The organism is Streptomyces sp. NPDC030840, assembly GCF_055572015.1.
In genome coordinates this window covers 63,606-84,191 of sequence record NZ_JBVIEE010000009.1, presented here as the reverse complement: position 1 = coordinate 84,191, position 20,586 = coordinate 63,606, and the positions used below count along the sequence as shown (strand labels likewise).

General features: G+C 71.1%; 18 protein-coding genes. 5 read left to right on the top strand and 13 right to left on the bottom strand.

Annotated elements, in window-relative coordinates:
• Nucleotides 1-27: 27 nt before the first annotated feature.
• The 13 genes from ACZ49J_RS20850 to ACZ49J_RS20790 form a co-directional block, all read right to left on the bottom strand.
• The gene (locus tag ACZ49J_RS20850) at nucleotides 28-594 is read right to left on the bottom strand and encodes an SMI1/KNR4 family protein (protein WP_467449926.1); all 567 of its coding nucleotides are present in this window, start codon (nucleotides 592-594) and stop codon (nucleotides 28-30) included.
• A 90-nt stretch (nucleotides 595-684) separates the two neighbouring features.
• Entirely contained in the window at nucleotides 685-1,080 is a 396-nt protein-coding gene (locus ACZ49J_RS20845) for a YccF domain-containing protein (RefSeq protein WP_467449924.1), read from the bottom strand.
• Nucleotides 1,077-1,940 carry a zinc metalloprotease HtpX gene (gene htpX / locus ACZ49J_RS20840; RefSeq protein WP_467449923.1) on the bottom strand — a complete coding sequence of 288 codons (864 nt, stop codon included), beginning with the start codon at nucleotides 1,938-1,940 and terminating at the stop codon, nucleotides 1,077-1,079. The genes ACZ49J_RS20845 and htpX overlap by 4 nt, the downstream gene beginning before the upstream one ends.
• A gap of 220 nt (nucleotides 1,941-2,160) precedes the next feature.
• The gene (locus ACZ49J_RS20835) at nucleotides 2,161-3,672 is read right to left on the bottom strand and encodes an NADH-quinone oxidoreductase subunit N (protein WP_467449921.1); all 1,512 of its coding nucleotides are present in this window, start codon (nucleotides 3,670-3,672) and stop codon (nucleotides 2,161-2,163) included.
• Nucleotides 3,669-5,243: a complex I subunit 4 family protein gene (locus tag ACZ49J_RS20830; RefSeq protein WP_467449919.1), complete on the bottom strand. Its 1,575-nt coding sequence runs from the start codon at nucleotides 5,241-5,243 to the stop codon at nucleotides 3,669-3,671. The genes ACZ49J_RS20835 and ACZ49J_RS20830 overlap by 4 nt, the downstream gene beginning before the upstream one ends.
• A gap of 6 nt (nucleotides 5,244-5,249) precedes the next feature.
• On the bottom strand, nucleotides 5,250-7,241 hold the full coding sequence (locus ACZ49J_RS20825) for an NADH-quinone oxidoreductase subunit 5 family protein (protein ID WP_467449918.1): 1,992 nt from the start codon (nucleotides 7,239-7,241) through the stop codon (nucleotides 5,250-5,252).
• Entirely contained in the window at nucleotides 7,238-7,633 is a 396-nt protein-coding gene (gene nuoK, locus ACZ49J_RS20820; protein ID WP_467449916.1) for an NADH-quinone oxidoreductase subunit NuoK, read from the bottom strand. Before nuoK ends, ACZ49J_RS20825 begins: the two co-directional genes overlap by 4 nt.
• The gene (locus tag ACZ49J_RS20815; protein WP_467449914.1) at nucleotides 7,633-8,289 is read right to left on the bottom strand and encodes an NADH-quinone oxidoreductase subunit J family protein; all 657 of its coding nucleotides are present in this window, start codon (nucleotides 8,287-8,289) and stop codon (nucleotides 7,633-7,635) included. The genes nuoK and ACZ49J_RS20815 overlap by 1 nt, the downstream gene beginning before the upstream one ends.
• Complete coding sequence (locus tag ACZ49J_RS20810) at nucleotides 8,286-9,170, bottom strand: NuoI/complex I 23 kDa subunit family protein (RefSeq protein ID WP_467449912.1); 885 nt, start codon at nucleotides 9,168-9,170, stop codon at nucleotides 8,286-8,288. Before ACZ49J_RS20810 ends, ACZ49J_RS20815 begins: the two co-directional genes overlap by 4 nt.
• A 2-nt stretch (nucleotides 9,171-9,172) precedes the next feature.
• The gene (locus tag ACZ49J_RS20805; protein ID WP_467449910.1) at nucleotides 9,173-10,141 is read right to left on the bottom strand and encodes a complex I subunit 1/NuoH family protein; all 969 of its coding nucleotides are present in this window, start codon (nucleotides 10,139-10,141) and stop codon (nucleotides 9,173-9,175) included.
• Nucleotides 10,138-11,322 carry an NADH-quinone oxidoreductase subunit C gene (locus tag ACZ49J_RS20800; protein WP_467449909.1) on the bottom strand — a complete coding sequence of 395 codons (1,185 nt, stop codon included), beginning with the start codon at nucleotides 11,320-11,322 and terminating at the stop codon, nucleotides 10,138-10,140. Before ACZ49J_RS20800 ends, ACZ49J_RS20805 begins: the two co-directional genes overlap by 4 nt.
• Nucleotides 11,319-11,924 (bottom strand): NADH-quinone oxidoreductase subunit B, encoded by a 606-nt coding sequence (locus tag ACZ49J_RS20795; protein WP_467449907.1) that lies wholly within the window; start codon nucleotides 11,922-11,924, stop codon nucleotides 11,319-11,321. The genes ACZ49J_RS20800 and ACZ49J_RS20795 overlap by 4 nt, the downstream gene beginning before the upstream one ends.
• A complete protein-coding gene (locus tag ACZ49J_RS20790; RefSeq protein WP_467449905.1) occupies nucleotides 11,915-12,352 on the bottom strand; it encodes an NADH-quinone oxidoreductase subunit A in 438 nt (145 codons plus the stop codon). The genes ACZ49J_RS20795 and ACZ49J_RS20790 overlap by 10 nt, the downstream gene beginning before the upstream one ends.
• 466 nt (nucleotides 12,353-12,818) lie before the next feature.
• Here ACZ49J_RS20790 and ACZ49J_RS20785 point away from each other — a divergent pair, with 466 nt between their 5' ends.
• The 5 genes from ACZ49J_RS20785 to ACZ49J_RS20765 all read left to right on the top strand — a co-directional run bounded on the left by ACZ49J_RS20785 (nucleotide 12,819) and on the right by ACZ49J_RS20765 (nucleotide 20,507).
• Nucleotides 12,819-14,009, top strand: a complete 1,191-nt coding sequence (locus tag ACZ49J_RS20785) for a sensor histidine kinase (RefSeq protein ID WP_467449903.1) — start codon at nucleotides 12,819-12,821, stop codon at nucleotides 14,007-14,009.
• 187 nt (nucleotides 14,010-14,196) lie between these two features.
• Entirely contained in the window at nucleotides 14,197-15,546 is a 1,350-nt protein-coding gene (locus ACZ49J_RS20780; RefSeq protein ID WP_467449902.1) for a sensor histidine kinase, read from the top strand.
• Nucleotides 15,547-16,589: 1,043 nt separating this feature from the next.
• On the top strand, nucleotides 16,590-17,249 hold the full coding sequence (locus tag ACZ49J_RS20775; RefSeq protein ID WP_467450224.1) for a LuxR C-terminal-related transcriptional regulator: 660 nt from the start codon (nucleotides 16,590-16,592) through the stop codon (nucleotides 17,247-17,249).
• A 257-nt stretch (nucleotides 17,250-17,506) separates the two neighbouring features.
• Nucleotides 17,507-19,435, top strand: coding sequence for a 2-oxoacid:acceptor oxidoreductase subunit alpha (locus ACZ49J_RS20770; RefSeq protein WP_467449900.1), 1,929 nt, complete (start codon nucleotides 17,507-17,509; stop codon nucleotides 19,433-19,435).
• On the top strand, nucleotides 19,428-20,507 hold the full coding sequence (locus ACZ49J_RS20765; RefSeq protein WP_467449899.1) for a 2-oxoacid:ferredoxin oxidoreductase subunit beta: 1,080 nt from the start codon (nucleotides 19,428-19,430) through the stop codon (nucleotides 20,505-20,507). Before ACZ49J_RS20770 ends, ACZ49J_RS20765 begins: the two co-directional genes overlap by 8 nt.
• The last annotated feature ends 79 nt before the right edge of the window (nucleotides 20,508-20,586 follow it).

The window sequence follows — 20,586 nt, the reverse complement described above, 5'->3', positions numbered from 1 at the left end:
GTCGTGCCGCTGGGGCGCGCCGTGCGGTTACGACGCCTGCGCCGCCCTCGTCCGTATCTGGAACTCGGTCCAAGGGGCCAAATCCGTCCCCTCGTTGGGCTCCTCGTACCAGCCTGTGCCGTCCAGCCAGGTGTGCAGCCACTCCGTGAGGGTGGGAGCGTCGACGTACCAGGCGTGGTCCGCCTCGTGGGCGTTCGGCTCGTAGAGCAGCACCGTGCCCTCGGGGGTGTCGCAGTCCACGCAGGCGTACATGCCGCAGCCCCAGTGGGATATCGGCAGTACGTGCTCGGGCCAGGGCCATTCGGGGTCCTTACGGCCGCTCTTGCGGTTGGCCAGGTACTGCGTGACGGCGGCGGGCTCACCGGCGGGCGGGCTGTCGAGCAGGGGCAACAAGCCGTACTCCGGACCGAATCCGCCGTCTCCTATGCGCAGGTAGAGCGCGGCCAGCAGCGGCGGCAGGGCGAAGCCGAGGGCGGACTCGGCGCGGGCGACCGTCGCCTCGTCCACAGGCGCGGGGAGCGAAGGCCAGCCCCACGGCCGGGTGGTGCGGGCCTTGTCCGCCACCCTGTCCAGCAACTGCTCGAACTCGGTCATGGGTTCATGATGCAGGCCGGCACTGACAGTCGGGGCAGGCTGTGGACAAGCCGCGACAGGACGCATTCCGGGCGGCTTGCCCGAGCCGCTCTACCAGCTCTGCGTGAACGGCTGGTCCGTGGGCACGATCTCGCGTCCCAGGGGGAACAACGAGACCGGGATGAGCTTGAAGTTGGCGATGCCCAGGGGGATGCCGATGATCGTGGCGCACAGGACGAGGCCCGTCACGATGTGGCCGAGCGCCAGCCACCAGCCCGCGAGGACCAGCCACAGCACATTGCCGACGCAGGAGGGCGCACCCGCGTCGCGACGCTCGATGGTCGTGTACCCGAAGGGCCACAGGGCGTAGACACCGATACGGAACGACGCGATGCCGAACGGGATGCCGATGATGGTGATGCACAGCAGCAGGCCGGCGAGGAGGTAGGCGAGGAACAGCCAGAAGCCGCTCACGATGAGCCAAATGACGTTGAGGATTGTCTTCACTGGTGACGACCTGCCATCTGCTCGAGACGGGCGATGCGCTCCGCCATCGGTGGGTGTGTCGAGAACATCTTGGAGAGCCCCTGACCTCGGCGGAAAGGGTTCGCGATCATCATGTGGCTCGCCGTCTCGATACGCGGTTCCGGGGGCAGCGGTAGCTGTTTGGTGCCTGCTTCCAGCTTGCGCAGGGCGCTGGCCAGCGCCAGGGGGTCGCCGGTCAGCTGGGCACCGGACGCGTCCGCCTCGTACTCGCGGGAGCGGCTGATGGCCAGTTGGATCAGGGATGCGGCGAGCGGGCCCAGGATCAGGATCAGCAGCATGCCGAGGATGCCGGGTCCCTCGTCGTCGTCGGAGCGGCCGATGGGGATCAGCCAGGCGAAGTTGACCAGGAACATGATCACCGATGCCAGGGCGCCGGCGACCGATGAGATCAGGATGTCCCGGTTGTAGACGTGGCTCAACTCGTGGCCGATGACTCCGCGCAGTTCGCGCTCGTCCAGGAGGCGGAGGATGCCGTCGGTGCAGCACACCGCGGCATTGCGCGGGTTGCGCCCGGTCGCGAACGCGTTGGGCGCGTCCGTCGGGGAGATGTACAGGCGTGGCATGGGCTGGCGGGCCTGGGTGGAGAGCTCGCGGACCATGCGGTAGAGGGCGGGGGCTTCGAACTCGCTCACCGGGCGTGCGCGCATCGCGCGTAGAGCCAGCTTGTCGCTGTTCCAGTAGGCGTACGCGTTCGTGCCGAGCGCGACGACCAGCGCCACGATGAGCCCCGTACGGCCGAAGAAGCTGCCGATGAGGATGATGAGTGCGGACAGCCCCCCGAGGAGTACGGCGGTCCTGAGCCCGTTGTGCCGGCGGTGCACGGTACGCCCTCCAAGTCGTGCGGCGGGGAACCCTTGCTTGCGGATGCTGTTGACGCCACTTCTCAGTGGACCCTCCCGTACTGGTCAACGCCAGGCGGGGACCCCTAGTTCCCTTGTGCGCGCTGGGGCGCCCTCGGCCGTACGGGTGAGGGACGCCAGGCCGGGCCCACGCGCGCCGTCGGCTCGGGTGCCCCACTCGCGCGCGTGGATGCCGTAACGGTCAGAACAGGCCGGTGTCGGAGAAGCGCAGGATCAGCTGGGGCGCTCCGGACAGGGCGATTCCAAGGGCGCCGGTCAGGGCGATGGCAGCGGTCAGCGGGGCCGGTACGCGGTGCTTCTCGGGCTCGCCCTCCGGGGCGCGGAACAGCAGGGCCGTCCATTGGAGGTAGTAGAAGAGGGCGATCACGACGTTGGCGGCCATGACGACGGCGAGCCAGCCGAGGCCCGCGTCGACGGCTGCCGAGAAGACGGTGACCTTGGCGAAGAGGCCGATGATGCCGGGCGGGAGTCCGGCGAGGCAGAGCAGGAAGAAGCCGAGGAGCAGGGCGGTGAGGGGGCTGGCCGCGTACAGGCCGCGGTAGTCGCTCAGACGGTTCAGCGGCTTCGAGCGGGCCACGAGCGCCGCCACCGCGAAGGCGCCGAGGTTCACCGCCGCGTACATCAGGGCGTAGGCGACGGTGGAGCCGATGGCCTTCTCGGAGTCGTCGGTGTACGCGGCCGCCGCTATCGGCACCAGGAGGTAGCCCGCCTGGCCGACGGAGGACCACGCGAGGAGCCGTACCGCGCTGTACGCGCGCGTGGCCTGCTGCCGGAGGGCGCCGACGTTTCCGACGGTCATGGTGAGGGCGGCCAGCACGGCGAGGGCCGGGCCCCAGACGTCGGCGTATGACGGGAGGGCGACGACGGTGACGAGGATCAGGCCGGAGAAGCCGACCGCCTTGCCGACCACCGACAGGTAGGCGGCCACGGGCAGCGGTGCTCCCACGTAGGTGTCGGGCACCCAGAAGTGGAACGGTACGGCGGCCGTCTTGAAGGCGAAGCCGATGAGAGTGAGGACGACGCCGGCCTGGGCGAGTGTGTGGAACTGGCCGTCGACCTGACGGATCTCGTCGGCGATCTCGGTGAGGTGCAGGGTGCCTGTGGAGGCGTACACGAAGCTGATGCCCATCAGGCTCACGGCGGTCGCCGTGACCGACGACAGGAAGAACTTCAGGGCGGCTTCGGAGGACCGCTTGTCGCCGTGCCGGATGCCGACGAGGGCGAACGCGGGCAGGGAGGCGACCTCCAGGGCGACGATGAGGGTCGCCAGGTCGCGTGACGCGGGCAGGAGGGCGGCTCCCGCGGCGGACGACAGCAGCAGGAACCAGAACTCCCCTTCGGGGAGTTCCCTCCTGGCGTCCTTCAGGGTCGTCATCGACAGCAGGGCAGCGAGGAGGGCGCCGCCGAGGACGAGGAACTGGATGGCCAGCGCGAACCGGTCAGCCGTGTAGCTGCAGACGTTCGCGTCACCGGTCAGGCAGAAGGTCGAGCGGTCGCCGTCGAGCAGGGGCAGCAGGGCGAGGGTGGAGGCGGCGAGACCCGCGACCGACGTCCAGCCGAGCAGCGCCTTCTTGCTGTCGTCGACGAAGAGGTCCGCTACGAGTACCAGGAGTCCGACGACCGCCGCGATGGTGGGCGGCGCGATCGCGACCCAGTCGACGGACTGGACCACGGACTGGGCCAGGGAGCTCATCGGGTGCCTCCTGCGAGGAGCTGCTGCACGGCCGGATCGGTCAGGCCGAGGAGTGCCGCGGGCCAGAGGCCGGCGAGGACGGTGAGGGCGACGAGCGGGGTCCAGGCGGCGTACTCGTATGTCTGAACGTCGGTCAGGCGCGGGCCTTCCTGCGGTACGGCGCCCATGCAGACGCGGCGTACGACGACGAGCAGGTACGCGGCGGTGAGCAGTGTGCCGAACGCGGCGATCGCCATGAAGGTGAGGAAGGCGGGGCGGCTGAGGCCGTCGGCGGGCTTGAACGCGCCGAACATCGCGAGCATCTCGCCCCAGAACCCGGCGAGGCCCGGCAGTCCGAGTGAGGCGACGGCGCCGAAGGCGAGCAGGCCGCCGAGGCGGGGCGCCTTGCCGTAGAGGGCGGCACCGGTCTCCTGGGCAAGGGTGTCGAGGTCGGAGGTGCCCGTACGGTCCTTGAGCGCGCCGACCAGGAAGAAGAGCAGGCCGGTGATGAGGCCGTGGGCGATGTTCGCGAACAGCGCGCCGTTCACGCCGGTCGGGGTCATCGTCGCGATGCCGAGCAGGACGAAGCCCATGTGGCCGACGGAGGAGTAGGCGATGAGGCGTTTGAGGTCGCCCTTGGCTCCCTGCTTGGCGAGGGCGAGGCAGGCCAGCGAACCGTAGATGATGCCGACGACGGCGAAGGCGGCGAGGTAGGGCGCGAAGGTCCGCAGGCCGTCGGGCGTGATCGGCAGGAGGATCCGGACGAACCCGTACGTACCCATCTTCAGCAGCACTCCGGCCAGCAGGACCGAGCCGATGGTCGGCGCTGCGGTGTGGGCGTCCGGCAGCCAGCTGTGCAGCGGCCACATCGGCGTCTTGACCGCGAGCCCGATTCCGACCGCCAGAACGGCGATGACCTGCACGGATGTGGTGAGCGACCGGTCGTTGTCAGTGGCGAGTGCCACCATGTCGAATGTGCCGGCCTTGATTCCGATCAGGAGCAGGCCCAGCAGCATGACCACGGAACCGAGCAGTGTGTAGAGGATGAACTTCCAGGCGGCGGGGGTCCGTCGCTCACCGCCCCAGCGGGCGATGAGGAAGTACATCGGGATGAGCACCATCTCGAACGCGAGGAAGAAGAGCAGCAGGTCGAGGACGGCGAAGGTCGCGAGGGTGCCGGACTCGAGGACGAGCAGGAGCGCGACGAAGGCCTTCGGGGACGGGCCCTTGGGCATCTTGAAGTAGGAGTACAGCGCGCAGAGGAAGGTCAGCAGCGCGGTCAGGACCACAAGGGGGAGGGAGATGCCGTCGATGCCGAGGTGGATGCGCACGTCGAGTGCGGGGATCCAGCTGATGTCCGTGCTGGCCTGCATCTTCGACGGATGGTCGTGGTCGAAGCCGAGCGCGAGGACGATCGCGGCGATGAGGACCGCGCCGGTCACGGTCACGCCGTGGCGGAGCACGGCCTGCTCGGGTGACTTCCCCTTCAGTCCTGGTGGGGCGGGCAGGAGAGCGGCGACGGCGCCGAGGAGCGGGCCGACGACGGCGAACGCCAGAAGGAACTGCATCACGGACTCGCTGATATCGATCACGCCTGCTCACGCTCCCGTGGCGACGAGGACGACGGCGACCGCCAGGACGACGGTGCCGGCGAGCAGCGCGCTCACATAGGTCTGCACATTGCCGGTCTGGGCGCGCCGCACGGCCGCGCCGAGCACGCGGGGTACGGCGCCGGCACCGTGTACGTAGGTGTCGACGACCTCGCGGTCGAGGAACCGGACAAGACTCGCTCCGGCCTGGACCGGTCGGACGAAGAGCGTCCTGTACACGGCGTCGAGGTGGAAGCCGAGGGCCGCGTGGCGGTGGAGCGGGCCGAGCAGCAGCCGTCCCGGGTCCGCGGGGTCGGGTGCGGCGGCCACGTCTCCGTACGCGGGTGCGTGGCTCGCGATTGCCTCGGCCTCGACCTGGGCGGCGTCGCCCTCGGGGTGGGCGGCGACCGCGCCCAGTGGGACGCGTGCCGCGAGTGCGGTGGTGTGCTTCCAGGCGCCGTAGGTCACCAGTCCGCCCACCAGGGCGAGGCCCGTACCGAGGACGGCCGTCGTGAGAGTCGGGGTGAGGTCTCGTCCGTCGAACCAGTCGGGCAGCGGGCCGGTGACCAGTCCGAAGGCGAGGGAGGGGACGGCGAGGAGCCACAGCACGGCGTTCATGGCCGGCGGCTGTTTGCCGTGGTCGGGGGCGTCGGCACCCCGGCCGTGGAAGGCGAGCAGCCACAGGCGCATGGCGTACCCGGCGGTGAGCAGGGCAGTGAGCAGGCCGGAGACGAGGACGATCCAGCCCGCGGCGCCGGGGATGCCCTCGGCGTGGCCGGTGGCGACGTGTTCGGCGGCGCCGAGGACGGCCTCCTTGGTGAAGAAGCCGCTGAAGGGCGGGATCGCCGCGAGGGCGAGGAGCGCCACGGTCATCGTCCAGTAGGCGTCGGGGACGCGGTCGCGCAGGCCCTTCATACGGGACATGGCGGCCAGCGAGTTGGTGCCGGCGGCGTGGATGATCACGCCGGCCGCGAGGAACAGCAGCGCCTTGAAGGCGCCGTGCGCGAGGAGGTGGAAGACGGCGGCTCCGCGGTCGCCGACGGCGAGGGCGCCGGTCATGTAGCCGAGCTGGCCGATCGTCGAGTAGGCGAGGACGCGTTTGATGTCGTCCTGGGCGAGCGCGGCGACGCCGGAGCCGACCATCGTGGCCGCGGCCATGACGGCCATGACGAGCAGGGCCGCCGAGGAGGCGGCGAAGACCGGGAGGAGCCGGGCGATGAAGTAGACACCGGCGGCGACCATCGTGGCGGCGTGGATCAGCGCGGAGACGGGTGTGGGGCCCGCCATCGCGTCGGGGAGCCAGGTGTGGAGCGGGAACTGCGCCGACTTGCCGGCCACACCTGCCAGGAGCAGCAGGGCGATGAGCGTCGGGTGGTCGAGTCCGCCGCTCGCGACCGCGCCCAGGACGGTCGTGATGCGGAAGGACCCGGCCTCCACGGCGAGGGCGAACAGGCCGATGAGGAAGGGGACGTCGCCTAGCTTGGTGACCAGGAAGGCCTTGATGGAGGCGGCTCGGGCCTCCGGGGTCTCCCAGTAGTGGCCGACCAGGAAGTAGGAGCAGATGCCCATGATCTCCCAGCCGACCAGCAGCACCATGAGGTCGCCGGAGTAGACGACGAGCAGCATCGCGGAGGTGAACAGGGAGACGAGAGCGGCGTACGAGGGATAGCGCGGGTCGTCGCGCAGGTAGCCCGTCGAGTAGATCTGCACGCAGGTCGCGACCAGGCCGACGAGGACGGCGACGAGGGCGGCGAAGCCGTCGATGTGCAGGGCGAGTTCGATGGGCACCGAGCCGGTGGGCGTGAGCTCGGTGGCGGCGTCGATGGCCCGGCCCCCACCTTGGCGTACGGCGACGAGCACGGCGAGCGCGAAGGCCGTGAGGGTCGGCAGGACGGCGAGGGGCCGGACGAAGCCGGGTGCCGTACGGCCCAGGAGCAGGCCGGCGGCGGCGCCGAGGAACGGAAGGAGAGGGACGAGGACGGCGAGGGTGGTCGTGGTCACGCGGTGGCCTCAGCCTTCTGGGCCGCGGGGGCTTCGCCGTCGGGGCCGTCGCTGTCACGGCCGTCGGTTTCGTGGCCCTCGGCGGTGTCGCGGAGCTTGTCGATGTCCGAGGTGCCGCGGTTGCGGTACACGGCGAGCACGATCGCCAGACCGATGCCGATCTCTGCGGCGGCGATGGCGATGGTGAACAGGGTCAGGGCCTGGCCGGAGTGCAGGGTCTCCTCGGTGGCCCGGCTGAGCCAGACGTCGAAGGCGACGAGGTTGAGGTTGACAGCGTTGAGCATCAGCTCGACCGACATGAGGACCAGGATGGCGTTGCGGCGGGCGAGGACGCCGTACAGGCCCGTGCAGAAGAGGAGGGTGGAGAGCACGGCGGGGTAGGCGAGGTGCATCAGCGCGGCTCCTTCGCACGCGGGGTGCCGGACTCGGTGCGGGCGCCCGGACGGTCGGTGGTCGCCTTCGCCTTGCGGGACAGGACAATCGCGCCGACGAGGGCGGCGAGGAGGAGGACGGAGAGAGCCTCGAAGGGGAGCACCCAGTTCTGGAAGAGGGCCTCGCCGGTGACCTCGGTGGAGCCCGCGGCGGCGCCGTCCAGGTCGATCCATGTCGTGCGGAAGGCGTCGACGACGACCCAGACCAGGGCGGCGGCCGAGGCGACGGCCACCGTGAGTGCGGCCCAGCGGTTGCCGGAGTCGGCGTCCGGGGAGCGGCCGATGGGGGCCTTGGTGAGCATCAGGCCGAACAGAAGGAGGACCACGACGGAACCGACGTAGATGAGGACCTGCACCCAGGCGATGAACTCGGCTGTGAGCAGGAGGTACTCGACGGCGAGGCCGCCGAGCGTGACCACCAGCCACAGGGCGGCGTGCACGAGTTGCCGGGTGGTGACGGTGATGATCGCGGCGCCGAGGGTGACCAGACCGACGAGGAGAAAGGCGATCTCGACACCGGTCGGGGAGAGAAAGCCGTGGGTGTCGGCGGCAGTGGCGGCACCGGCCGCTGCGGCCGCTGGGTGCGCCACCGTGGCGGCGGCTGCGGCGAGGCTCACGACTCTCCTTCCTGGGGCTTTCGGGGAGTATCGGGGTCGGCAGTATCGGGGTCGGCAGTATCGGGGTCGGCGGGCTCAGGCCCGGCAGCGGTCCCGGGTCCGGTCCCCCCTCCGGCCCCGGGACCGGTCCCCCCTCCGGCCCCGGGACCGGTCCCCGGTCCGGTCGCGGTAGGGGGCTCGGCAGTGGCTCGGGGCCCGGCGCTGGAACGGGGCCCGGGCTCGGGGTCACGACGGGGCTCGGTCGCGAGCCGGGGCCGTGCCTGAGCCGCCGGCGCTGCCTGGGTGTGGGCATCCGGCGCGGCCTGCCCTGACGGGGGCTTCCCGTCGGACGCGGTCTGCCCGGCGGACGTGGGCTCGGCGGCCGCGGCGAGTTTCTCCGCGGACTTGCGGGCCGCGGTGATCTCCTTCGGTTCCTCCGCGCCGGGGTCGAGGGCGGGTGGGGCCGGGACGGTCCACATCCACTCGCGGAGCTTGTCGCGTTCGTGGGTGAGGTCGCGGATGTCGGTCTCGGCGTACTCGAACTCCGGGGACCAGAAGAGGGCGTCGAAGGGGCAGACCTCGATGCAGATACCGCAGTACATGCAGAGGGAGAAGTCGATGGCGAAGCGGTCGAGGACGTTGCGGCTTCGCTCGCGGCCGCCCGGGGTGGCGGGCGGGACCGTCTCCTTGTGGGAGTCGATGTAGATGCACCAGTCCGGGCACTCGCGAGCGCACAGCATGCAGACCGTGCAGTTCTCCTCGAACAGGCCGATCACGCCGCGGGTGCGGGGCGGGAGGTCGGGCTGGGCGTCCGGGTACTGCTCGGTGACGGTCTTCTTCGTCATCGTGCGGAGGGTGACGGCCAGGCCCTTGGCCAGGCCGGAGCCGGGGATGGGGGCCATGGTTACTGGTTCACCACCTTGACGATGCCGGTGAGGGCGATCTGGGCGAGGGAAAGGGGAACGAGGAGGGTCCAGGACAGCTTCTGCAGCTGGTCCTCGCGGAGACGGGGGTAGGTGACGCGCAGCCAGATGACGAGGAAGGCGAGGATCGCGGTCTTCAGCAGGGTCCAGACCCAGCCGAGGCCGTCGGCGCCCCAGGGGCCGTGCCAGCCGCCCAGGAAGAGGACGGTGGTCAGGCCGCACAGGACGACGATTCCGGCGTACTCGGCGAGCAGGAAGAGGGCGAAGCGGAGGCCGGTGTACTCGGTGTAGGCGCCGAAGATGATCTCCGAGTCGGCGACGGGCATGTCGAACGGGGGCCGCTGCAGCTCGGCGAGACCGGCGACGAAGAAGACGATCGCGCCGACGATCTGCCAGGGCAGCCACCACCACTCGAAGGCGTCGACGATGCCCGGGAGGGAGACGGTGCCGGCCGCCATCGCTACGGAGGCGGCGGTGAGCAGCATCGGGAGTTCGTAGGCGAGGAGCTGAGCGGCGGTGCGGAGGCCGCCGAGGAGGGAGAACTTGTTGGCGGAGGCCCAGCCGGCCATGAGGGAGCCGAGGACGCCGACGCCCATGACGGCGAGGACGAAGAAGACGCCCGCGTCGACGACCTCACCGACGGCGCCCTCGCCGGGGCCGATCGGGATGGCGAGGAGGACGAGCAGGTAGGGCAGGAGGGCGACGGCCGGGGCGAGCTGGAAGACACGGCGGTCCGCGCCCGCCGGGACGACGTCTTCCTTCTGGGCGAACTTGACGCCGTCGGCGACGAGTTGGGCCCAGCCATGGAAGCCGCCGGCGTACATGGGGCCGAGGCGGCCCTGCATGTGGGCCATGACCTTGTGTTCTGTCTGGCCGATGATCAGGGGGAAGGTGAGGAAGACGGCGAAGACGACGAGGAGTCGCAGGGCGACGTCGAGTGCGTCGTTCACGGCGTGCCTCCTGCGGGGTCTTCGGGGGTCGCGTCCGGGTCCGGGGTAGGGGTCGAGTCAGGGGCAGGGGTCGAGTCAGGGGCAGGGGTCGAGTCCGGGGCAGGGGTCGAGTCCGGGGCAGGGGCCGGGTCGGCCTGCGGCGTCGCGTTCGGTGGTGAGTCCGCGCTCGGCTTCGGGGTGGGTGGTGAGTCCGCGCTCGGCTTCCGGGTGGGTTCGGCTTCGTCGTGGGCTGGACGGGCGTGGTGCCAGGGAGCGTCGGTGCTGCGCGAGGACGTGGATGCCTTCGGGGCGGAGCGCTCGGGGCGGGGCTCGGTCGATGCCTCCGGCCGCGCGGCCCCCGTGGAGGGTGCCGCCTTGGGGGACCCCGTGGGGGACTCCGTGGGGGACTCCGTGGGCTCGGTGGATCCCGAGCGCTGGCTCGCCGAACCCTCGCCCGCGCTCCGTGAACGCCGGGTGGGGGTGGTACCGGAGGGAGCCCCGGTCTGGCTGGCCGAGCCCTCGCTCGCCGAGCGGGTGCGGCGGACCGGGCGGTCGCCTGCGGCGCGGGCGGGGCGGGCAGGGCGTTCTCCGGCCGCGCGGGACGGGCGGTCGCGACCGGGGCGGGAGGGGGCCGGGGGCAGCTGCCCCTTCAGGGGCCCCCACTCGTTGGGGTCGGGGACGCCCGGGGGGAGCATCTGGCGGCGCTTGGGGCCGCCGTGGTCCGACTCGCCCGGTTCCTTGGCGCCGGGCCAGGCCTTGGCCACGCGCGCGGCCAGGACGAAGTCCTTGCGCAGGGGGTGCCCCTCGAAGCCCTCGGGCAGCAGGAGCGGGTCGAGGGCGGGGTGGTCCTCGAAGGTGACGCCGAACATTTCGTGGGTCTCGCGCTCGTGCCAGGCCGCGCCCGCGTACACGCCGGTGGCGGTCGGCAGGACGGGGTTCTCGTGCGGGACCGTGGTGCGGAGCAGGAGGCGGCGGACCGGGGACAGGGCGACGACGTGGGCGGCGACGCGGAAACCCGTGCCGGGTTCGTCGACCGCGCTCAGCCAGTCGAAGTAGGTGCAGCTCAGCGCGGAGTGGGCCGTGCGGAGCGCGTCGGTCCAGGAAGCGGACGGGACGTCCACGGTGAGGACGCCGTAGGACTCCTCTGCCATGGCCTCGGGGCCGAAGAGTTCCTCGACGGGTGCGGGGAGCCAGCCGGTCACCGGTCCCCCTCCCCCGCGGCAGCCGGCGGCGTCACGAGTCCGCTCTGCAGCGCGGCCGCCGAGGGGCGCGCCCCATGGCCGTACCGCTCCCCCAGGGACTCGCGCGCGATCTTCTCCTGGAGCTTCAGGATGCCCTGGAGCAGGGCCTCCGGGCGGGGCGGGCAGCCGGGGACGTACACGTCGACGGGGATGATCTGGTCAACGCCCTTCGTGACGGAGTACGAGTCCCAGTAGGGGCCGCCGCAGTTGCTGCACGCGCCGAACGAGATGACGTACTTCGGCTCCGGCATCTGCTCGTACAGGCGCTTCACGGCCGGGGCCATCTTGTCCGTGACCGTGCCGGAGACGACCATCAGGTCGGCCTGGCGCGGGCCGGGCGCGAAGGGGATCACGCCGAGACGGATGAAGTCGTGGCGGGCCATCGACGCGGCGATGAACTCGATCGCGCAGCAGGCGAGGCCGAAGTTGAACACCCAGAGCGAGTAGCGGCGGCCCCAGTTGAGGATGACCTTCATCGGCTCCGGGGCGAGGCGCGCGAGCGCGCCGAGGCGCTTCGGCTCGGGCAGCAGCACGGGCTCAGCAGGAGCGGGGTTCACGTCCATGCCAGGACGCCCTTCTTGTATGCGTAGAGCAGGCCGACGGCCAGGAAGCCCAGGAAGATGAACATCTCCACGAGCGTCGTCGCGCCGTAGCCGGGGGCGGCGAACACCGTCGCCCAGGGGAACAGGAAGATCGAGTCGACGGCGAAGATCACGTACAGGAAGGCGTACACGTAGTAGCGGACCTGGGTGTGCGCCCAGCCCTCGCCGACGGGATCGACCCCGCACTCGTACGTGAGGAGTTTCTCGGGGGTGGGGACGACGGGGCGCAGCAGGCGGCCCGCGCCGAAGGCGACGGCGACGAACAGCACGCCGATGACGGCGAGCAGTCCGACGACGGAGTAGGACTGGAAGTAGTCCGCCGCGACCACGGTCACGGTCCCGTGTTCCGCGACAGCGGCAACGGCTGCGACGACCGTCGGTTCCGGCACGTCCGTCCCCTCACTCCCTGACTTCGCTGACTGCGCCCCTGGTGGATGCCGACCGGTCGGCATCGGCCCGCCGGTGCCGGCCTGCCGATCCTGACCTGGCGGTTCCGGCCCGCCGGCCGGCCGGCGGGAACGCTGTGGTTCGGTGATCTGTACGCACGGGAGTCTAGGCCCTGCTAAAGAAACGGTAAGCAGCCCGTCACAGCTTGAACGGTAACGCGGGCCGGCTCGACGTGCGGAGGCTGCCCGCGCTGCCGGGGATGGTGGGGTTTTCCCCAGGATGGCCGGGCGGCCCGCAGCATGGCGCTGGCGGGGCCCGCCGGGCAGGCTGTGGAGCATGACCGCTCGTATTCCCGCCGACTCCGCCCAGCCACGCCCTTCGTGGGACAGACAGAACCCACGGGGTGCGGAGAACTCAGGCAGTAGACAGCACTCATCGGACGGGCAGCGCCAGGGGGTCCCGCCCACCGTGCGGCGGCTGCCCGCCGGCCGGGCGCCGTCCGATCCGTTACCGCCCGCACGGTTCGCGTTCGGCGGACAGACGTGGCGGGAGATCGCGCATCTCCTGGCCAATCTGCCGCTGGCGGTGGTCGGGTTCACGTACGTCACGACCGTGCTGTTCACTTCGGCCTTTCTGACGGTGACGGTGATCGGCTTCCCGTTGCTCGCTGCCGCGCTGATGGGTGCCCGGCAGCTGGGGAAGCTGGAGCGGCGGCGGGCCCGGGCGCTGCTGCGGGTGCGCGTGGACGAGCCGAGTCCGCTGCCGTTGCGCGGGGGCGGCGGGTTCGTCTCGCAGGTGTGGATGAGCGTGAAGGACCCGGTGGGCTGGCGCACGATGCTGTACGAGTTCATGCGGCTGCCGTGGGGGATCGTGACCTTCACCGTCACGATCACCTCGTTGTTCGTGGCGTGGCCGGTACTGCCGTACATCGCGCGGGGACTGACGCACGTGGACCGGGCCATGGTGCGCGGCCTCCTCTTCCCCTCCGAGGAACTGGAGCGCCGTATCGCGGAGCTGGAGTCGGACCGCGGGATCGTGGTCGACACGGCGGCGGCCGACCTGCGCCGCATCGAACGCGATCTCCACGACGGCGCCCAGGCCCGTCTGGTGAACCTGGCGATGGGCCTCGGTCTGGCCAAGGAGAAGCTCCTGGAGGACCCCGACGCGGCGGCGGCGATGGTCGAGGAGGCGCACGGCGAGGTGAAGCGTGCGCTGCAGGAGCTGCGGGATCTTGCGCGGGGAATCCATCCGGCGGTGCTCACCGACCGGGGGCTGGACGCGGCGCTGTCGGCCGTCGCCTCGCGGTGTACGGCGCCCGTGAAGGTGACCGTCGACCTCGACAGCCGGCCGGCCGCGGCGATCGAGGGCATCGCCTACTTCACCGTCTCCGAACTCCTGCAGAACGTCAGCAAGCACAGTGGTGCCCGGTCCGCGGCGGTCGACGTGTGGCGCTCGGACGAACGGCTGCTCATCCAGGTCTCCGACGACGGCCGCGGCGGTGCCCGCCTCGACGGCGGCACGGGGATGGCGGGGCTCGCGGAACGGCTGGGCGCGGTGGACGGGCTGTTCGTCGTCGACTCGCCGGTCGGGGGGCCGACGACGGTGACGGCGGAGCTGCCGTGGCGGGACCGGGGAGCCGAGGCGACCGACAAGCGGTGAGGGCGGCGGCGCCCGTGGGGGCGCGTGGGTGGGGAAAACCCCCGCCTCAAGACGCCGACGGCCTTCATGGTCCGGTCGGCCCGGTGCAAGCACTGTGGAACCACGACGGAAGCACGGCGGAAGCACGCCGGAACCACGGCATCCGAAGTGCGGAATCCGAAGCGACGAAGAGGAACGGACGGCGGCCATGGCCACGGAGTACGGACACGGGTACGGGAGCTGGGGTGGCTCCGGGGCGGTCGAGGAGCGGCGGCGCCGGCTCCCGGCGGGTCTGCGGGCACCGTTCGAGGCGCGCAGTTGGCGGGAGTTCGTGTATGTGTTGCTGAGTCTGCCGATCGGCATCCTGATGTTCGTGTACGCCGTGACGATGGTGTCGCTCGGAGCGGGCCTGCTGGTCACGTTCCTCGGCGTGCCGGTGCTGGCCGGCGCGCTGGCGGGTGCCCGGGGGCTCGGCGCGATGGAGCGTGCGCGGGCGCGTGGGCTGCTCGGGGTGGAGGTGGCCGCGCCGGAACCGCTGCGGGTGAAGCGGTCCGGGGCGATGGCGTGGATGGGGGCCATGCTCAGGAGCGGCAGTGCGTGGCGGCACATGCTGTACGCGATGGTGCAGTTCCCGTGGGCGGTGTTCTCGTTCGTGGTGGCGGTGAACCTCTGGGTGTTCGGGTGGGGGATGCTCACGTATCCGCTGTGGTTCTGGGTCTTCCCCCTGTGGGCGGGCCAGGACGGGATCCAGCTGTACGGCGACGAGACGCACCACGTGTACCTGGACAACCCGTTCGAGATCACCGTGACGGCGCTGGTCGGGCTGCTGTTCACGATGGCCACGCCGTGGATCGTGCGGGCGCTGACGACGGTGGACGGGCTGATGGTGCGAGGGCTGCTGGGGCCGTCCCGGCTGGCCACGCGGGTGGTGGAACTGGAGTCGGACCGGGGGGTCGTGGTCGACGCGGCGGCGGCGGACCTGCGCCGCATCGAGCGCGATCTGCACGACGGGGCGCAGGCGCGGCTGGTGGCGCTGGCGATGGACCTCGGGCTCGCGCGGGAGAAGCTGGCGGAGGATCCGCAGGCGGCGGCGCGGATGGTGGACGAGGCGCACGGTGAGGTGAAGACGGCGCTGCAGGAGTTGCGGGACCTGGCGCGGGGGATCCATCCGGCGGTGCTCACCGACCGGGGGCTGGACGCGGCGCTGTCGGCGGTGGCGTCCCGGTGCGCGGTGCCGGTGCGGGTGGAGGTGGATCTGCCGGCGGCTCGGCCGGCGCCCGCGATCGAGGGGATCGCCTACTTCACGGTGTCCGAGCTGCTGCAGAACGTCAGCAAGCACTCGAGGGCCACTCGGGCGACGGTCGATGTGTGGAAGGTGGACGACCGGTTGATGCTCCAGGTCGTGGACAACGGGGTCGGCGGGGCCGACACGTCCGCCGGGTCGGGGCTGGCGGGGCTCGCGGAGCGGTTGGACGCCGTGGACGGGATCCTGGTGGTGGACTCGCCGGTGGCGGGGCCGACACGGGTTACGGCGGAGCTGCCGTGGCGTCGGGCGTAGCCCGCTGACGGATTTACGGGTTCGTCAGGCTGACTCGGCGTGGGCTGGGCGCCCCTCGTTCGTGCGGTGGCACGGGTGGGGGGCGTTGTGCTGTGCCCCGGGCGGGGCCGGGGCGGCCCAGGTCGGCCCTCGGGGCGGGCCCCGGGTCGGGCCGCAGGTCGGGCCCCAGGCGTCAGCACCCGGGGCCCCAGTCGGCCGCCAAGCCGCCCCCGGCTCGGCCCCGGGGGCGGCCCCCGGGTCTGGTTGACCTTCACGGCGCCCGTCGTGGGCAGCCTCGGGGCAGGTCCCAGGCGCCAGCACCCGGGTCGGGCCCAGTCGGCCGCCGGGCCGGCCGACTGGCCAGCCCCAGGCTCGGCCCCGGAGTCGGCCCCCCGGGTCTCGCCGACCTTCACGGCGCCCGTCGTGGGCAGCCTCGGGGCAGGCCCCAGGCGCCAGCACCCGGGTCGGGCCCAGTCGGCCGCCGGGCCGGCCGACTGGCCAGCCCCAGGCTCGGCCCCGGAGTCGGCCCCCCGGGTCTGGTTGACCGTCACGGCGCCCGTCGTGGGCAGCCTCCCGCCGTCGGCGGCCTTTCCGCCGCAGGCGGCGTGCCTGCGCCTTGGTCGTGGGTCGGGGGCGCGCCCCCGAGGTCTCCGTCCTCGGGCCGGCGGTTCTGTGGGCCGTATGCCACTCGACGGCGGACGCCGGCCGCTGCGGGCGGACACCTCCCAGCACGCCCCCTTCCGTGCGTACGCGCCTGCGGCCCGGTGGGGGCGTGCGTCACTCCCGCTGCCCTCGGCTGCACGAGGGAGCCTGGTGCGGGCGGTACGTCGTGTTACCGGCTCTCCAGGGGCGCGGGGAACTGCGCGACGAGCCGTGACGAAACCCGCACTCGGCCACCGACAAGAACCCGGCAGACGTAAACCGCCCAACCGCCGGAGGCACCACGCGGGATACTGGTGTGTCGAGGGGCGGCCGGAGCACGGCCGCCCGATGGGGATCGTCCGATGCGCGGGGCGGGCGGCCGGACACAGGGCTCGGGGGGCCGGGGAATCGTGGAGGACAGGGTGCGCGTGGTCATCGCCGAGGATTCGGTGCTGCTCAGAGAGGGGCTGACCCGGCTGTTGACCGACCGTGGGCACGAGGTCGTCGCGGGGGTCGGGGACGGAGACGCGCTGATCAAGACCATCACCGAGCTGGCGGCGCAGGGTGAGCTGCCGGACGTGGTGGTCGCGGACGTGCGGATGCCGCCGACGCACACGGATGAGGGGGTGCGGGCGGCCGTGCACCTGAGGCGGGAGCATCCGCGGCTCGGTGTGCTCGTGCTGTCGCAGTACGTGGAGGAGCAGTACGCCACGGAGCTGCTCGCCGGTTCCAGCCACGGTGTCGGCTACCTGCTGAAGGACCGGGTGGCCGAGGTGCGTGAGTTCGTGGACGCGGTGGTGCGCGTGGCCCAGGGGGGCACGGCGCTGGACCCGGAAGTCGTCGCGCAGCTGCTCGGGCGCAGCCGCAAGCAGGACGTGCTGGCGGGACTCACTCCGAGGGAGCGGGAGGTCCTGGGGCTGATGGCCGAGGGGCGCACCAATTCGGCGATCGCACGACAGCTCGTGGTCAGTGACGGTGCCGTGGAGAAGCACGTCAGCAATATCTTCCTGAAGCTCGGGCTGTCCCCGAGTGACGGGGATCACCGTCGCGTTCTGGCGGTACTGACCTATCTGAACTCATGAGGAGCTGACACCGTGTCAGCTAGAGGGCGGTTCCGGCGCCAGAGGGCCGTTGGGGCGAGAACCGAGGGACAAGTACGGAGCGTCTTCACCGTAATCGGCGAGTAAATCGTGACAAGTCGGGGCGTCAGGCGGTCTCATATGTGCGTCCATCATGCGAATGGTCGAGGGAAGGCGACCCTTACAGACGTAGGGTTGACCTTGGGACGGCCGGCGGGACGGCCACTCCCAGACAGCCGCCTCAAGGGAGGTCCAGTTCAGTGACCAGCCAGGTCAGCAGCCCAGCGGAGCCGGCCGACGAGGCCGTCGTGGGAGAGCAGCGCAATCCGGCGGGAGCGAAGGACGTCCGCCGGCTGGATCGGGTGATCATCCGTTTCGCGGGGGACTCGGGTGACGGCATGCAGCTCACCGGCGACCGTTTCACCTCGGAGACGGCGTCCTTCGGCAACGACTTGTCGACCCTGCCGAACTTCCCCGCCGAGATCCGCGCCCCCGCCGGCACCCTGCCCGGGGTTTCGAGCTTTCAGCTGCACTTCGCCGACCACGACATCCTCACCCCGGGTGACGCCCCGAACGTCCTGGTGGCCATGAACCCCGCCGCCCTGAAGGCCAATATCGGCGATGTGCCGCGGGGCGCGGAGATCATCGTCAACACGGACGAGTTCACCAAACGGGCGATGCAGAAGGTCGGGTACACCGCCAATCCCCTGGAGGACGGCTCCCTCGACGGCTACCACCTCCACCCGGTGCCGCTGACCACGCTGACGGTGGAGGCGCTGAAGGAGTTCGCCCTCAGCCGCAAGGAGGCCGAGCGCAGCAAGAACATGTTCGCGCTGGGTCTGCTGTCGTGGATGTACCACCGGCCCACCGAGGGCACCGAGAAGTTCCTCAAGGCCAAGTTCGCCAAGAAGCCCGACATCGCGGCCGCCAACATCGCCGCCTTCCGCGCCGGCTGGAACTTCGGCGAGACCACCGAGGACTTCGCCGTCAGCTACGAGGTCGCGCCCGCGGCCACGGCTTTCCCGGTCGGCACCTACCGCAACATCTCCGGGAACCTGGCCCTGTCCTACGGGCTGATCGCCGCCGCACGCCAGGCCGACCTGCCGCTGTTCCTGGGTTCGTATCCGATCACGCCGGCCTCGGACATCCTGCACGAGCTCAGCAGACACAAGAACTTCGGTGTGCGCACCTTCCAGGCCGAGGACGAGATCGCCGGTATCGGTGCCGCTCTGGGGGCGGCCTTCGGCGGTTCGCTGGGGGTGACCACGACCTCCGGCCCCGGCGTGGCGCTGAAGTCCGAGACCATCGGGCTCGCCGTCTCCCTGGAACTGCCGCTGCTGGTCATCGACATCCAGCGGGGCGGCCCGTCGACGGGTCTGCCGACCAAGACGGAGCAGGCGGATCTGCTGCAGGCGATGTACGGCCGCAACGGCGAGGCGCCGGTTCCGGTGATCGCGCCCCGCACTCCGGCCGACTGCTTCGACGCCGCCCTGGAGGCGGCCCGGATCGCGCTGACGTACCGCACGCCGGTCATGCTGCTGTCCGACGGTTACCTGGCCAACGGCTCCGAGCCCTGGCGCATCCCCGAGCCGGACGAGCTGCCGGATCTGCGGGTCCGTTTCGCCCAGGGTCCCAACCACACGCTGGACGACGGCACCGAGGTCTTCTGGCCCTACAAGCGTGACCCGCAGACCCTGGCCCGCCCGTGGGCGATTCCGGGCACTGAGGGCCTGGAGCACCGCATCGGCGGCATCGAGAAACAGGACGGCACGGGCAACATCTCCTACGACCCGGCCAACCACGACTTCATGGTCCGCACCCGCCAGGCCAAGATCGACGGCATCGGCATCCCCGACGTCGAAATCGACGACCCGCACGGCGCGAGGACCCTCGTCCTCGGCTGGGGGTCGACCTACGGGCCCATCACCGCCGCCGTACGACGCCTGCGCACGGCCGGGGAGTCCATCGCCCAGGCCCACCTGCGCCACCTCAACCCGTTCCCGCGGAATCTCGGCGCGGTGCTGCGGCGTTACGACAAGGTGGTGATCCCGGAGATGAACCTCGGCCAGCTGGCCACGCTGGTCCGGGCGAAGTACCTGGTGGACGCCCACTCGTACAACCAGGTGAACGGTATGCCGTTCAAGGCGGAGCAGCTCGCCACGGCTCTCAAGGAGGCCATCGATGGCTGAGACGTCCACGGAAGGCACGGGCACGATCGAGGCGCTCTCCCTCGTGCCCAAGGCCGAGGCCAGGCAGTCCATGAAGGACTTCAAGTCCGATCAGGAAGTGCGCTGGTGCCCCGGCTGCGGCGACTACGCGATCCTCGCGGCCGTCCAGGGCTTCATGCCCGAGCTCGGTCTCGCCAAGGAGAACATCGTCTTCGTCTCCGGTATCGGCTGCTCCTCCCGCTTCCCGTACTACATGAACACCTACGGGATGCATTCCATCCACGGCCGCGCACCGGCCATCGCCACGGGGCTGGCGTCCTCGCGCCGGGACCTGAGCGTGTGGGTCGTCACCGGTGACGGTGACGCGCTGTCGATCGGCGGCAACCACCTCATCCACGCCCTGCGCCGCAACGTCAACCTCAAGATCCTGCTCTTCAACAACCGGATCTACGGCCTGACCAAGGGCCAGTACAGCCCCACCTCCGAAGTCGGCAAGATCACCAAGTCGACGCCGATGGGGTCGCTGGACGCGCCCTTCAACCCGGTGTCGCTGGCGATCGGCGCCGAGGCGTCCTTCGTGGCCCGCACCGTCGACTCCGACCGCAAGCACCTCACGGAGGTGCTGCGCCAGGCGGCGGCCCACCCGGGCACGGCCCTGGTGGAGATCTACCAGAACTGCAACATCTTCAACGACGGCGCCTTCGAGGCCCTGAAGGACAAGCAGCAGGCCGAGGAGGCCGTGATCCGCCTGGAACACGGGCAGCCGATCCGCTTCGGCGCCGACGCGTCCAAGGGCGTGGTCCGCGACCAGGCCACCGGTGACCTGAAGGTGGTCACCGTGACCCCGGAGAACGAGCCGCGGATCCTGGTCCACGACGCGCACGCCACGTCGCCGACCACCGCCTTCGCCCTGTCGCGGCTGGCGGACCCGGACACCCTGCACCACACCCCGATCGGCGTGCTCCGGTCCGTGCGACGGCCCGTGTACGACGACCAGATGGCGGACCAGCTGGACACCGCGATCGAGCGGAACGGCAAGGGGGATCTGGCGGCGCTGCTGGCCGGCGGGGACACCTGGACGGTCGTCGGCTGACGGGCTTCACCGGCCGGGGGCTTCGCCGGCCGACGGGGACACCCGGACGGCCATCGGCCGACGGGCTTCACCGGCCGAC

Coding starts and splice junctions, on each gene's coding strand:
- ACZ49J_RS20835 (WP_467449921.1), bottom strand. CDS start 3,672: ATGAGCTCCCTGGCCCAGTCCGTGGTCCAGTCCGTCGACTGGGTCGCG.
- ACZ49J_RS20765 (WP_467449899.1), top strand. CDS start 19,428: ATGGCTGAGACGTCCACGGAAGGCACGGGCACGATCGAGGCGCTCTCC.
- ACZ49J_RS20850 (WP_467449926.1), bottom strand. CDS start 594: ATGACCGAGTTCGAGCAGTTGCTGGACAGGGTGGCGGACAAGGCCCGC.
- ACZ49J_RS20795 (WP_467449907.1), bottom strand. CDS start 11,924: ATGGACGTGAACCCCGCTCCTGCTGAGCCCGTGCTGCTGCCCGAGCCG.
- ACZ49J_RS20810 (WP_467449912.1), bottom strand. CDS start 9,170: ATGGCCCCCATCCCCGGCTCCGGCCTGGCCAAGGGCCTGGCCGTCACC.
- nuoK (WP_467449916.1), bottom strand. CDS start 7,633: ATGCACCTCGCCTACCCCGCCGTGCTCTCCACCCTCCTCTTCTGCACG.
- ACZ49J_RS20780 (WP_467449902.1), top strand. CDS start 14,197: ATGGCCACGGAGTACGGACACGGGTACGGGAGCTGGGGTGGCTCCGGG.